Below are 13,163 nucleotides of genomic sequence, written 5' to 3'. Positions count from 1 at the left end.
CAGGCTCCAGCGAGGCTGGAGCCGCTGCCGGGCGGGGGGTCAGCGGGGTTGGAGCAGACCGGTGGGGCGGGTGGCCGGATCGGTCTGTCCGGGGCGGGCGAGGGGCACGGCACCGCCTGTGCTGACGCCCGGTTGGAGCAGGTGGGCGAGTTCGGTGGCGGACTGGTGGGCGCGGGTTGCCTCGACCTCTGCGGTCACCTCCCACGGTGAGCGGACCGGCAGGTACCGGGACAGGAAGCTGCGCAGCGTGCTGTCCGCCCGCTCCCGGTCGGCTCCGGCCGGGATGCTGTCGCGTAGGTGGAGGGTGTCGTAGTCCCGCCAGTTCAGCAGGTGGTTGAGGAGTACGGCGGCCTGCGGGTCGGCCAGGTCGGTGTGTAGGTGCCGGATCGGCCCGGGAACGGCTGTTCCCCGCAGGTACGACCAGTGGTGGTGCAGGCCGGAGGCGATGGAGAGGTCGGCCGGGTGCCGGAACGGGTGGCGTCGGGTCCCGGCGACCTCTTCGGAGGCGACGGCGCAGATCTCGGCGAGCACCGACCGGCGCAGCGCGTACGGGGCGTGCTTCATCTGCTGGCTGATCACGCGGCCGAACCGGCGGGCGATGAGCCGGCGGTTGTTCTTCGCGGCGGCGGTGACCGGAGCGTCGGTGTAGGCCGGGTCACCGAGGTCGATCTGGTTCCGTCGGGACGGGAAGAACTTGGTCAGCCCGTTCGGGTGGAAGAACGTACGCGGTAGCACCGGCCGTCCGAGTAGGACGTTGTCGTCGAGGTAGAGGAAGTGTTCGGCGAGGCCGGGGATCAGGTGCAGCACCGATTCGATCGCGTGCGGGTTGAAGGTCGGCAGGGTCGCGTCGTCGCCGAACAGGTCCCGATGACCGATCACGGTCAACCCCGGTTGGGGCAGGTCCAGCCAGCGGGGCACCTGCCCGTCGGTGACCAGGTAGATGTGGCGCAGCCAGGGTGCGTACATGTGCAGGGAGCGCAGGGAGTAGCGCAGCTCGTCGTGGTCGACGTGCCGGGCCCCGTCGACAGCCGGCGCCCCGTGCGGACCGTGCCGGTCGTGCGCGCTCTGGAAGCGGGACCGCCAGTGTGGGTCGTCCCGGTCGTGCCAGGCGTAGACCGCGTCGACCGGGAACGTCACCGCGTCGGCGGAGACCCCGGCGAAGTCGGCCCGGACCGGGTAACGGGCGTGGTAGCCGGTCGGCACGAACGGGTTCAGCGAGGCGCCGGGCACCCGTACGTTCGGCCGGTAGCTGGGCACGCTGCGGGCCAGGGCGTTTGGCCGGGGCGCGGTGAGTCGACCGTCGCCACCGTGCCAGAACTCCAGTTCGCAGGCGTACGCGGCACCGTAGGCGAGGTCCTCACTGATCCATACCGGACGGTAGACCAGCACCACGTCGGCACGGCGTACCCGCCGTGGACCCCGTCCACCGGCACGGGGCCGGACCGCCTGGCGGCCGGGGCGTCCGATCAGGACGTCGTCAATTCCGGCGATCGCCCGGAGGGCCTCGGCGCGCTGGTTCGCCGGCACCCCGACCCGGCTGCGCAGGCCATGGTGGTGCGGGATGGCGAAGTGTTCGACCGAGGCGTCGCCGAGGGCGGCCAGCACCCGGTCCAGGTTGCCCTGGTGGGCACCGAGCGGGGTGGCGGCCGGGTCGACGGAAGCGCAAACCCGTCGGCCGTCCAGCCGGACCCAACGCCGGGCGGGCTCCCGCCCCGAGCGGTCGTCGTACCACTGGCGCAGGGCCACCCCGAAGGTGCCGGCCGGCTGGTTCAACCAGCGGCCGAGCCGTACCTGCTGGTCGAAGGGGACCCGCTGGTGGAGTCGGCGTCGGAGGACGGTCGGGATGAGTGCGTAACCTCGACGTGCGAGCACATCTGCTGTAACGATCAGCGACGGCCAAAGGTGGTGGGGCGGGCCGCCGGGTCAGCCCAGGCCGAGTGCCGTCGCGATCTCGGACCGGAGCGTGGTCAGCGCCGAGGTGGCCCGCTGACGGGCTGAGGCGACGGCGGCGGTGACGTCGGCCGGCGGCCCGGACCGGTCCGGGCCGCCGATCGGTTCGATCACCTCAAGGTACGCCTTGAGCTTCGGCTCGGTGCCGGATGGCCGGATCACCACCCGGGCTGTGTCGGTGCGCAGGATCAGCACGTCCGAGACGGGGAGCAGGTCCTCGGCCGAGGTCACCGGGGCGCCGAGTAGTTCGGTGGGAGTGTGGGCACGCAACCGGCCCATCAGGTCCTGGATGTCGCGCAGGTCGTCGACCCGGACCGAGAGCTGGTCGGTGAGGTGGACACCGAACTCGGCGGCGAGTTCGTCGAGCCGGTGCAGGAGCGTACTGCCCTCGGCCTTGAGGTCGGCGGCGAGTTCGGCGACGGTCAGTGCGGCGGTGATGCCGTCCTTGTCGCGTACGAGGTCCGGGGCGACGCAGTAGCCGAGCGCCTCCTCGTAGCCGAAGACCAGTGGGGTGTCGCCGGACTCGGCCCGGACGATCCACTTGAACCCGGTCAGCGTCTCGTCGTACGACACGCCCCGGGCGGCGCAGATGGCGCGCAGCAGCGACGAGGAGACGATCGTGGTGGCGTAGAGGCCGGTCACGCCGCGCCGGATGAGCTGGTCGGCGAGGAGGACGCCCAGTTCGTCGCCGCGCAGCATGCGCCACTGGCGGTCCGGGCCGGGGACCGCGACGGCGCAGCGGTCGGCGTCCGGGTCGTTGGCGATGGCCAGGTCGGCGCCGATGATGTCGGCGAGCGCGACCAGCCGGTCGACGGCGCCCGGTTCCTCCGGGTTGGGGAACGCGACGGTGGGGAAGTCGGGGTCGGGTTCGGCCTGCTCGGCCACGATCCCGGGGACGCCGAAGCCGGCGCGGGCGAAGGCGGCGGTCAGGACGGCGGCACCTACCCCGTGCAGGGGCGTGTACGCCACCTTCAGTTGCCGGGGGCCGTCCGGGTCGAGCACCGCCGCCGCGGCGGCCACGTACGCGGCGACCAGGTCGTCGCCGAGCACCTCGCCAGCCGGGCCGAGCGGTACGGCGCGGGCGGACCCGATCGCCCGGATCGCGGCCTCGATCTCGGTGTCGGCGGGCGGCACGATCTGTGCCCCGGCACCCCGGGGCCCGCCCAGTTCCGCCCCGAGATAGACCTTGTAGCCGTTGTCCTGGGGCGGGTTGTGGCTGGCGGTGACCATCACCCCGGCGGCTGCTCCGAGTGCGCGGACGGCGTACGCGAGGACCGGGGTGGGGAGCGGGCGGGGGAGGAGCAGTGCCTGGCGCCCGGCCCCGGTGGCGATCTGCGCTGTCCGTTCGGCGAAGGTACGGGAGCCGTGCCGGGCGTCGTACCCGATGATCAGCGGTCCGGCGGCGGCGCGGGCGGTGAGCCAGGTGACCAGCCCGGCGGCGGCCTGGGTGACCACGGCGAGGTTCATCCCGTTCGGGCCGGCGCGCAGCGGTCCACGGAGCCCGGCGGTGCCGAAGGTGAGCGGGCCGGCGAACCGGTCGGCCAGTTCGGCCGCGCTGTCGGGCAGCCGGCCGAGCAGCCCCCGTAGCTCGTCCCGGGTGGCCGGGTCGGGGTCGTCGGCCAGCCAGGCTTCGCCGAGGACGCGCAGGTTGTCGGGGTCGTTCGGGTTCGCCGTCATCCGGACTTGATAGCACGGCGGGGGACCCTGTGAGTCCGGGTCCCCCGTTGCGCGGTCAGCCGGCCGGGGTGAGGGTGAAGCTCCGGACCAGCTCGTCGAAGATCGGCTTGCTTTCCTCGAACTTGGCATCCGGGGTGGTCAGGTAGAACTCGTACGCCTTGCCGTCCTGGACGACGGCCCGCCAGATCCCGTGTCGCTTGGTGTCGCCGTCGCCGCAGGTGTATTCGAGTTCGGCGGCCGGCTTGCCGCTGAGTTCGACCTCCTGGAGGCTGATTTCGGCGTACGGCTTGACGCAGGACTTGTTGTCCGGCTTGGCCAGGATGCCGCCGGCGGATTCGAGGAACTTGAGCGGGGTGGCCGACGTCTTCTCGATCAGGATCCGGATCCGGCGGCCGGAGTCGGCCGGGTCGGTGAAGTCGATGTAGAGGGCGCCCTTCGGGGCGTTCTTCTTCCAACCTTCGGGCACGTTGACCGAGATGCCGCGTTCGGCGTGCGCCTGGATCGGGAACGCCGGCCCGGCCGGTGCGCTGGGGCTTACTCCGGCCTGCGGCAGCGGTGCCGTCTTCTCCGGGTCGCCGCTGGAGAGGGCGATGATGCCGATCACGAGTACGGCGACCACGCCACCCGCGGCGGCGAGTTGCAGCTTGCGAGGCCAACTCTTGATCGTGCTGAGCGCCGCGTCGCCGGCCCGGCGGGCCCCGGCCACGGCGTTGCCGACGGCACCGTTGTTGCCGCTTCCACCGGAGCGGCCGTAGGTGCCGGCAGCGCCGCCGGGGGTGCCGTAGGTCGTCGGCCCGTTGCTCTCGTCCCAGCGCTGGGCGGCCGGCATCGCGCCGGTCGGCGTGCGGAGCGCCGCACCGGGCCTGGTCTCGTCCATCGCGTCGCCGCGTGTGCCCGGACCGCCTGAGGCGCCGCCGGACTTGCGTAGCTGGGCCAGCCGGTCGGTGAGCGACTCGCCGGGGGCGAGCATCGCCGAGCCGCCGATCTGGCCGGTCGGCTGCGGCTTGGCCGGCGGTGCCGGCGGCTGCCAGGTCGCGCGCTGGGCCGGCACCACCGAGTACGGGTCTGTCACCAGGTGTCCGGCGGTGTTGCTGGCCAGCGGGCCGGCGAGCAGTTCGCGCAGCATGTTGCGCGAGGTGTCCACGTCGAAGCGGCGGGCCGGGTCCTTCTCCAGCAGGCCCATCAGCACCTCGGTGAGGGGGCCGGACCGGGACGGTGGTGCCGGCGGGTCCTCGACCACGGCGTGCATGGTCTCGATCGGGTCACCCCGGTCGAACGGCGGCCGTCCCTCGACTGCCGTGTAGAGCGTGACGCCGAGCGAGAAGAGGTCGCTGGGTGGGCCGAAGTCGTGGCCCATCGCGCGTTCCGGGGAGATGAAGTGCGGCGAGCCGAGCACCATGCCGGGTGTGGTGAGCTGGACGTCGGTGGGCATTCGCGCCACCCCGAAGTCGGTCAGTACGCAGCGGCCGTCGGAGGCGATCAACACGTTCGCCGGTTTGACGTCCCGGTGCAGTACGCCGATCGCGTGCGCCACCTCAAGTGCGCCGAGCAGCGCGATGCCGATCTTGGCGACCGCCCGGGGGGCGAGCGGTCCGTCCTCGATCACCATGTCGGCGAGGCTGCGCGCGTCGAGCAGCTCCATCACGATCCAGGGCCGGCCGCCCTCGGTGACCACGTCGTAGACCTGTACCACGGCCGGGTGTTGCAGGGCGGCGGCCGCACGGGCCTCGCGCAGGGTGCGTTCGTACATCGCGTCGCGGTCACTGGGGGCGAGCCCCGGTGGCAGCACGACCTCTTTGACCGCCACGTCACGGCGGAGCAGGGTGTCGGCGGCACGCCACACGGTGCCCATGCCGCCATGGCCGACCGCTGCGCGCAGCGAGTAACGACCGCCGATGGTGGCGCCGGGAGCTGCGCGTCCGCTGGTGGGACTGACTGGTCCGCCACTCCACGTCGGAATCTGAGTCACAGGAAAGGCCGCCGGGGAAAATCGAGGGGCATGGGACACATCCCCCCTATCTTGCGGGTTGGCGTACCGGTAGCGAAAGCCGCCCCGGCCAGCGTTCTGAGGAACTCTTCCATCCGTACCGACTCACTCACTCCATGTGCCTAATTCCGGACGGAGTGTATCGAATGACGTGGCGAAGCGTGCTTTGACGGACACGGTGTGCGTAAGAGGGTGAACGGGGTATGTCACTGTGAGTCCCGCGCCGTCCTACGACGCGGCGACAGGCCGACCATGAGCCGGCGGCCGGTACCGAAAATCCGGCAATCCGGGCGTGTTTCGCGCCGTCCGGGCCGAACACGTGACTGCCGCAACCGTCACGCGTTGTAGGAGGTAAGGGGGCGCATGCTGGCGTTTGATGGCGACCCCTGGGTCGAGTGGCGGCCACTCGAACGCTCCTACCAGGACATACATGACGCTGCGCGGTCCGACCACTACCAAATTGATGTTGCGCAGCGTCACCGTCGGAGGTCTACGCTGTCCCAGTCCCATCCCATCCACAGCGATCGAGAATTCGACGTGACGAGTGCGTTGACGCTGCCCTCCGGCAGCCCGCTGGTGTCGTCCCCGCCCGAGCCGCCGCCCGGGGCCGTACCCCTTCCGTACGAACTCGACCGGATGCTGGCGCTCCGGCTGCCCGATCTGGTGGCCACCCGCCGCTGGATCCACGCGCATCCCGAACTCTCCGGGCACGAGATCGCCACGGCCGCGCTGATCGTGCGCGAACTCGCCGCCGCCGGCCTCGAACCCCGGCTGCTCCCGCAGGGGAACGGGGTCATCTGCGACATCGGACGCCCCAGCGGTCCGGTGATCGCCCTCCGGGCCGATCTCGACGCCCTGCCACTGACCGACGCCAAGGACGTGCCGTACCGCTCGACCGTGGACGGTGCCTGCCACGCCTGCGGACACGACGTGCACACCACCGTCCTGCTCGGCACCGGGTTGTTGCTCGCCCGACTCGCCGCCGAGGGCGGGCTCGACGGCCGGGTCCGACTGCTCTTCCAACCGGCCGAGGAGACCGTCCCGTCCGGAGCGCCGGAAATCATCGCCGCCGGTGGTCTCACCGACGTGGCCGGGATCTACGCACTGCACTGCGCGCCGTACCTGCCCGCCGGCACGGTCGGCGTACGCACCGGCCCGCTGACCGCGGCGGTCGACACGGTGGAGGTCGCGCTGAGCGGGGCCGGTGGCCACACGGCCCGGCCACACCTGACCACGGACCTGGTGCACGCCCTGGGCCGGGTGATCGTCGACGTGCCCGCGCTGCTGACCCGTCGGATGGACCCCCGCGCCCCCCTCTCCCTCGTCTGGGGATCGGTGCACGCCGGTACGGCGAACAACACGATTCCCGGCGACGGTTTCGTCCGGGGAACCGTACGGGCGCTGAGCGTGGACGCCTGGCGGGAGGCCCGGGAGGTGATCCCCGAACTGGTCCGGGACGTACTCGCCGGCACCGGCGCGAAGGTCGAGGTCCGGTACCACCGGGGTTTCCCCGCGGTGGTGAACGACGAGCGGGCCACCGCGACGATCACCACCGGTGCGACCCGTGCGCTCGGCCACGACGGGGTGGTGTCGGCCGAGATCAGCATGGGCAGTGAGGACTTCTCGTTCTACCTGGAGCAGGTCCCCGGGGCGATGTTCCGCCTCGGCACCGGCGACCCCGACTCCACCGTCCGTCGGGATCTCCACCATCCCGGCTTCGACGTCGACGAGCGGTCGATCGGGTACGGCGTCCGCGTCATGACGCACACCGCCCTGGCGGCCCTCGACGCCGTAGGGGGCGAAGGCACCGCGTGACCAGGAACAGATCGATGATCACTGCCAGGTGGGTGAGCGGGTCCAGGGAGCGCGTTGAGCCCGCCGACGGCACGGCGGACGCGGCGACGGTGCGGGAACACGCGGTGCAGGCGGCGGCCCTGGAACACGCGGCCGAGACGGCACAGCGGACCGGGCACGTCTGGTACGTCTGCTACGGCTCGAACATGAGCCTCAGGCGCCTCAACTACTACCTCGCCGGTGGCCAGCCGCCGTCCGGCGCGTTGACCTACCCCGGCTGCCGGGACAAGCGCCAACCCGAACGGAGCCTGCCCGTCACCCTGCCCGGCCGGGTCTACTTCGCTCTGGAGGCGCTGGCCTGGACCGGTGGCATGGCCTTCTACGACCGGGACGGTCCGGGCGAGACACCGGCCCGTGCGCACCTGCTCAGCCGCTCACAGTTCTCCGACATCCTGGCCCAGGAGATGTGCTTCGAGCCCGGGTCCGACCTGGACCTGACCGAGGTGCTGACCCACGGGCGGGTGGTGTTGGGGCCGGGCCACTACCAGGCCCTGCTCTACCTGGGCGACCTGGAGGGCTGCCCCAGCTTCACCTTCACCGCGCCCTGGCGGAGTTCCGAGGTCGAGCTCCGCAGCCCGTCCGCCACCTACCTGCGGCACCTCGCGGCCGGCCTGTCGGAAACCTACGGCTGGTCCCCGCGGCGGATCGCCGACTACCTCAGCAGCCGACCCGGCGCCGCCGGCCACTGGTCGCCCGGCGAACTCGTCGCGGTGATCGACGAACTCCCCGGTCGACCAGAGGCCGCCGGCGAGCGGAATGTCACCCGTTCCGGCGAATTCGCCTTGGAATCGACCCCGACAACCGTGGGAGCCGGTATTGGATAGTTTTCGGAGCATTAGCTGACGGCACGCGGGTGTCCTGGGGCGCGGCCGTACCCAACTTGTGCAACTCGCGCAGCTTCCACAGTGCGCTGTCAGTAGAGGAGGAACGGTCGTGCGCCAAAGTGTGATGACGGCCGAGCTGGAAAGCACGGGTACGACGTCGCCCTTCCTGCAACATCAGCGGGAACACCTGTGCGTCGATTGCGGCCACGCCTATCTGGACGGATCCCCGTCGTCTTCGGGACCGCATCACCGCAAGCAGCGGTTCGGGGCCGGAACGATCGTGACCAGCACCCGGGGTCCTGTTCGAGAACTGCACATCCTGCCGCACGGCGGCACCGAACTCCCCACTGACCTGATCGAGGAAACCGATCCGGAGAACTTCGAGACGCTCTCGCAGTTGGTCCACCAGAACGTGGACCTCGGCACCGGCGCGATCTACCGGAGACTGGTCGAAGGCGTACGCTCCGGTGCCGCCGAGGGGGTCGCGGTCGCCGGCTTCCACCTGTCCCGACTGCTGCTCGACGCCAACCGGGCCACCGTCGAGGCCCAGTTGCCGGTCGACCCCTACGTCGGAAGCGCGGAGATCTACCAGACCTACCTGCGGCGGCGCGGCCGGGACCTGCGACACGAGGCGCTGCTGCCCTGGCTCGCCGCGGTGGACGAGATCCTCCAGTCGATGGACAGCCGTGGCACGGTCTACCACCACCACACGTACGACGTCCTCTCGATGAGCCCGCGCCCGTGGGACCGGGGTGTCGCGGCGAAACGACCCGCGTTCCAACTGATCTGGCGCAGGCCGTCGCTCGACGGGGTCATCGACGAGGGCGGGGAATCCGCCGACCCGGGTCTCGCCCGGCTGGAGGACGTCGAAGACGTACGTTTCAGGATTCGCGACTTCCTCGAACGGAAGATCGGCCTGACGGAAGGAAATGGCGACATCGATTACCCGTTGTTGTTGCCGGTCATGCCCTTCCGGGGATCGCGTCGCGGCGACCCTCCCACCTCGCCCCGTCATCTGGTGTACGACCTACGCAAGGACATCCTCCTCACCGAGGAACAGATCCGTTCGTGGGTGCTCGACGGGCCATGGCGTCTTGCTGACGGCGGGCACGGTGAGGTGAAATTTGGCGGTGGCCCGGCCGTTCCGTCGAATCACGCTTGACGGCATCGCCGCCTCATGGCGGAAACGGCCTCAGGGGCGTTCCCTCCGGGCCTCGGCCGACTCTTCCGCCGTCCTCGGTGCCGGGGGAGTCGGTGCCGGTGGTGCGGACTGCCCCGAGGCGACCGTCACCGGAGAAGCGGGTGGACCACCGGCACGCCGTCGGTGCCGCCGGGTCAGCCAGAACACCAGGAGCGCCGGCACGCCGAGCGCGACGGCCCAGGGCAGCAGCGCACCGAGCACGATCAACACGACGCCCAGCGTGGCGAGAAGTGCGTGCCAGCCGCCCCGGAGCCCGGCGAGGAAGCCCTCCTTCTCCTGCTCGTCCTCGACCACCACGGCCTCCGGCCCGATCAGTCGTACCGTGATGGTGGAGAGTGCGGTCAGGTCGCCGAGCCGGCGCTGTCGCGCTTCCAGCGCGACCAGGTCGGCCTCCCGCTTGGCCAGTTCACCCTCCAGCATCACCAGGTCCGAGAGGGTCTTGGCCTGGGCCAGCAGCCGTCGTCCGCTCTCCACCCGCGCCTGCTGGGTCTGGATCCGGGCAGCCAGATCCAGGGTTTCCTCGGTGACGTCCTGGGTTTTGATCTCACGCTGCTCCTGCCGGCCGAGTTTCGCCAGCGCGTCGACCACCGAGGCGAACCGGTCCGCCGGCACCCGCAGTTGCAGGGAGGCCTCGGCATCGCCGGTGCTACTGCTCCGCTGGTCCCCGCCGACGAAGCCGCCGGCCCCGGTCGCGATCGCGACCGCCTCCGTGGCGGCCCGCTCGATCTCCTTGACCCGTACCGTCATCGATCCGGTGTAGATGATGGAACGCTGGTCCACCCGCAGGTTCGCCGGCGTCTGGGCGCCGGCTGCGGACAGTTCGCCCGGCTTCGTGTCGGCCTGGCTCTGCCCCGCGAAGTCGCCGGCCGCCGCCGCATCGGCCTTTTCGGCCGGGGCCGCTGCCGGGGCGACCGCCTCCCCAGCGCCACTCGTCGAGTTGTCGCTGGCCGTGGCGCTGCAGCCGGCCACCGTCAGCACGGCGACCATGCCAGCCGCGCCCAGGAACCCCACCCATCGTCCTCGCGCCATACCGCGCATGACTCCTCCGAATTCCGTTTCCCCGTTCCGGGTGTTCCCTCAGACGCGAGGCGCCGGTGTCCCGGTTCCGGCAGACTGCGCTGGGGAACATCACGATTCGGTTGTCGAGGAGTCACGATGCGGCGGACGAGGACCGACCACCCGTGGCATACCCTCCGAAAAGGACGCGGGCAGCCGGTCGGGCACGCGGTGACCCGGACTCGGGACCGGAACCGCAACCGAGTCTGGAGGCTGGTTCGGAGCGGGGGCGAGGGCGCCGGACATGCCGGCTGATCTTGTCGAGCGCCTCTACAGCGCTCCGCCGGAGGGGTTCGTCGCCGCCCGGACCGAGGCGGTCGCCGCCGCTCGGGCGACCGGCGACGAGACCACCGCGCGACAACTCGCCAAGCTGCGCAAACCCACCGTGGCCGCCTGGTTGGTGAACCTGCTCGCGATCCGCCGACCAGAACTCGTCGCCGGCTTGGTCGAACTCGCGGCCGAGTTACGTACCGCCCAGCGCGACCTGCGCGGGCCCCGGCTGCGGGAACTCTCCGCCCAGCGGCGCGGTACGGTCGCCGCGCTGGTCGCCGAGGCCCGTGCGCTCGCTTCCGAGGCCGCCCCGAGACTGGGCGCGGGCAAGCTGCCCCTCGCCGAGGTCGAGGCGACGCTCCAGGCCGCGCTCGCCGACGTCGAGGTGGCCGAGCAGGTACGGTCCGGCCGCCTGGTCCGGGCGGCCAGCTACGCCGGCTTCGGTGAGGTGCCCCGGCCACAACTGCGGCTGGTCAGCGGCGGACCCGAGGTGTCGCTGCCGGAGCCGACCGGCACCCGAACCGCAGACAGGGCTTCCGGGCAGCGGGCGGCCGGCTCGCCGGCCGAGCAGGCAGCCACCGGAAAGGCAACGGGGCGGGAGGCCGCAGCCGAGAAGGAGGCGGCCCGGCGGGCGGTGGCCGAGCGGTCGCAGTTGCGTCGAACGCTGGCCCGAGAGCTGACCGGTGCCCGTACGCGGCAGCGCCGGGCCGAGTCGGAGTTGGAGCGGGCCACAGCCGCGGAGCGGGCCGCAGGCTCCGCCCTGTCCGAGGCGGAGGCGGCGCTCGCCGAGGCGGAGCGTCGCCGGGCCGCGGCTGAGCAGGAGGTCAGCCGCCGCAAACTGGCACGCAAGTCGGCCGAGCGGGATCTCGCCGCCGCCCGACGTCGTACCGGGGACGTGCAGGCGGCGGTCGAAGCCCTCGATGCCGAGTAGTGTGCCCGAAGGCCGGGAGAACGAGCGGGCTCGATCGGGGTGCCGCCGGTTCCGGCGCCGGGATCGTGGGAAGGGCGATCAGTTGACCCCTGAACAGGCTGCCGCGACGGCCCGACCAAGCCTGTCGGCACTGGCGAGGGCGTTCCACGAATCGCCACGGACGCTGCGCCGAGCGCGGCTGCTCGGCCTGTCGGGCTGGGCGTTCCAGGTGGCCGGCCGGGGCGGGGCGTTGGGCGACGTGGCGGCCGAGACGGTGGCCGCGACGCTCGGGTTCCTCGCGCCCGACGCGGTCGCCGAGGGGTGGGAGGCGGCCCGGCGGGTGGCCCGACCGACCGAGGTGTCGGCGAGCATCCTCACCGAGTGCTGCCGCTGGGGCATCGAGCATCTGCACAGCTTCCCGAAGCTGGACCGGTTGTTCGACCTGGCGCAGCAGGTCGTGACCAGTGCGGACGCGACCGGCATGCCGCTCTTCGCGGCGTGGCGGGCGGTGCCGGTTCCGGTTCCGGACCCGGCGGCCCGGATGGCGGTGCTGCTGCACCTGCTCCGGGAACACCAGAGCGCCGCCGCCCTGATCGCCGTACGGTCCGCCGGGCTGACGCCGCTGCAGATGATCCTGGCCGGGCCGGACGGCGAGGCTGGCGCGTTGGCGAACGGGTGGCAGCCGCCGTATCCGGAGGTGGCACCGCTGATGCGGCACTGTCTCTGGGCCGAGGCGATGACCCACCGGATCGGCGCGAGCGGATTCCGGGTCATCTCCGGTTCCGAACGCGACGAACTGGTCGACCTGCTGACCAGCCTCCGTACCGGCCTCACCTGAGGCTCCCGTGGGTAGGAAGGGCCCCTTGTTATCGCCCAGGCGATAACAAGGGGCCCTTCCTTACTCAGGTCAGGCGGTGGCGGTGCCGGTGGGGCGGGCACGCAGTTCGGCGACGTAGTCGTCCGGGGCGCCGGCCTTCTCCGCCGCGTTCGCGATCTCGGAGAGGTACCAGGCGGTCGGCAGACCGCCCTCGTACCCGGCGAAGACGTAGACCCAGGCGGTGATGTCGCCGTCCAGCGTGACCACTCGCACGTGCAGCTTGCGGTAGGTCTCCGCGTTGACCCCCTCGACCTCGTCGAGTTGGGCGGCGTCCCAGGGATGTACGTCGTAGATCGCCACGAAGACGCGATCACCCGGAGACTCCACGACAGTGGTCACCGAGCCCTCCCAGCCGATCACCCCCTCCCCGGCGAAGGTGAGGCGCCAGCCTTCCAGCCAGCCGGTGCCGATCATGGGCGAATGCGGACAGTAGGCACGCATCCGAGCGGGATCGAGGTTTGAGCCGTACGCGGCGTAATGACGCACGGCGATGACGATAGCCCGGAGGACGGGTGGTGGAGAATACGACCGTGCGTGTCGGACGGGTTGGGGAGAAG

10 protein-coding genes are annotated in these 13,163 nt (G+C 71.5%); 5 read left to right on the top strand and 5 right to left on the bottom strand.

Translation table 11 applies throughout. The features are described 5' to 3' along the window. Positions 1–39: 39 nt before the first annotated feature. The 3 genes from ACIBF5_RS13980 to ACIBF5_RS13970 are packed head-to-tail and all read right to left on the bottom strand — an operon-like array spanning position 40 to position 5,596. Positions 40–1,872, bottom strand: a complete 1,833-nt coding sequence (locus tag ACIBF5_RS13980) for a stealth conserved region 3 domain-containing protein (RefSeq protein ID WP_396811459.1) — start codon at positions 1,870–1,872, stop codon at positions 40–42. A 51-nt stretch (positions 1,873–1,923) separates the two neighbouring features. Then, on the bottom strand, positions 1,924–3,627 hold the full coding sequence (locus ACIBF5_RS13975; protein WP_396811457.1) for a phospho-sugar mutase: 1,704 nt from the start codon (positions 3,625–3,627) through the stop codon (positions 1,924–1,926). A 55-nt stretch (positions 3,628–3,682) separates the two neighbouring features. Then, positions 3,683–5,596, bottom strand: a complete 1,914-nt coding sequence (locus ACIBF5_RS13970) for a protein kinase (RefSeq protein WP_396811455.1) — start codon at positions 5,594–5,596, stop codon at positions 3,683–3,685. A gap of 381 nt (positions 5,597–5,977) precedes the next feature. Here ACIBF5_RS13970 and ACIBF5_RS13965 point away from each other — a divergent pair, with 381 nt between their 5' ends. From ACIBF5_RS13965 to ACIBF5_RS13955, 3 genes are all read left to right on the top strand, one after another. Beyond that, positions 5,978–7,429, top strand: a complete 1,452-nt coding sequence (locus ACIBF5_RS13965; RefSeq protein ID WP_396811453.1) for an amidohydrolase — start codon at positions 5,978–5,980, stop codon at positions 7,427–7,429. Between the two features lie 14 nt (positions 7,430–7,443). Beyond that, entirely contained in the window at positions 7,444–8,292 is an 849-nt protein-coding gene (locus ACIBF5_RS13960; protein ID WP_396811452.1) for a histone deacetylase, read from the top strand. A gap of 280 nt (positions 8,293–8,572) precedes the next feature. After that, positions 8,573–9,454, top strand: a complete 882-nt coding sequence (locus ACIBF5_RS13955) for a hypothetical protein (RefSeq protein WP_396811450.1) — start codon at positions 8,573–8,575, stop codon at positions 9,452–9,454. Between the two features lie 30 nt (positions 9,455–9,484). Here the strand turns inward: ACIBF5_RS13955 and ACIBF5_RS13950 are convergent, their stop codons facing one another. Further along, on the bottom strand, positions 9,485–10,522 hold the full coding sequence (locus ACIBF5_RS13950; protein WP_396811448.1) for a DUF4349 domain-containing protein: 1,038 nt from the start codon (positions 10,520–10,522) through the stop codon (positions 9,485–9,487). A 271-nt stretch (positions 10,523–10,793) separates the two neighbouring features. Here ACIBF5_RS13950 and ACIBF5_RS13945 point away from each other — a divergent pair, with 271 nt between their 5' ends. Together ACIBF5_RS13945 and ACIBF5_RS13940 are read left to right on the top strand one after the other, a co-directional pair. Further along, positions 10,794–11,750 (top strand): hypothetical protein, encoded by a 957-nt coding sequence (locus tag ACIBF5_RS13945; RefSeq protein WP_396811446.1) that lies wholly within the window; start codon positions 10,794–10,796, stop codon positions 11,748–11,750. Between the two features lie 82 nt (positions 11,751–11,832). Then, a complete protein-coding gene (locus tag ACIBF5_RS13940; protein ID WP_396811444.1) occupies positions 11,833–12,567 on the top strand; it encodes a hypothetical protein in 735 nt (244 codons plus the stop codon). Positions 12,568–12,636: 69 nt separating this feature from the next. Here ACIBF5_RS13940 and ACIBF5_RS13935 read toward each other — a convergent pair whose 3' ends face one another. Then, a complete protein-coding gene (locus ACIBF5_RS13935) occupies positions 12,637–13,092 on the bottom strand; it encodes a gamma-glutamylcyclotransferase (protein ID WP_396811442.1) in 456 nt (151 codons plus the stop codon). Positions 13,093–13,163 lie beyond the last annotated feature (71 nt).

Origin of the sequence: Micromonospora sp. NPDC050417 (assembly GCF_044458865.1) — a bacterium.
Lineage (GTDB): Bacteria > Actinomycetota > Actinomycetes > Mycobacteriales > Micromonosporaceae > Micromonospora_G.
The sequence above is the reverse complement of the archived record's forward strand: the minus strand, read 5'-3'. Positions and strand labels throughout refer to the sequence as shown.

What these genes read in the sequence shown, in the direction of transcription:
- ACIBF5_RS13975 (WP_396811457.1), bottom strand. Translation starts at nt 3,627, where the DNA reads ATGACGGCGAACCCGAACGACCCCGACAACCTGCGCGTCCTCGGCGAA.
- ACIBF5_RS13965 (WP_396811453.1), top strand. Translation starts at nt 5,978, where the DNA reads ATGCTGGCGTTTGATGGCGACCCCTGGGTCGAGTGGCGGCCACTCGAA.
- ACIBF5_RS13960 (WP_396811452.1), top strand. Translation starts at nt 7,444, where the DNA reads ATGATCACTGCCAGGTGGGTGAGCGGGTCCAGGGAGCGCGTTGAGCCC.
- ACIBF5_RS13950 (WP_396811448.1), bottom strand. Translation starts at nt 10,522, where the DNA reads ATGGCGCGAGGACGATGGGTGGGGTTCCTGGGCGCGGCTGGCATGGTC.
- ACIBF5_RS13945 (WP_396811446.1), top strand. Translation starts at nt 10,794, where the DNA reads ATGCCGGCTGATCTTGTCGAGCGCCTCTACAGCGCTCCGCCGGAGGGG.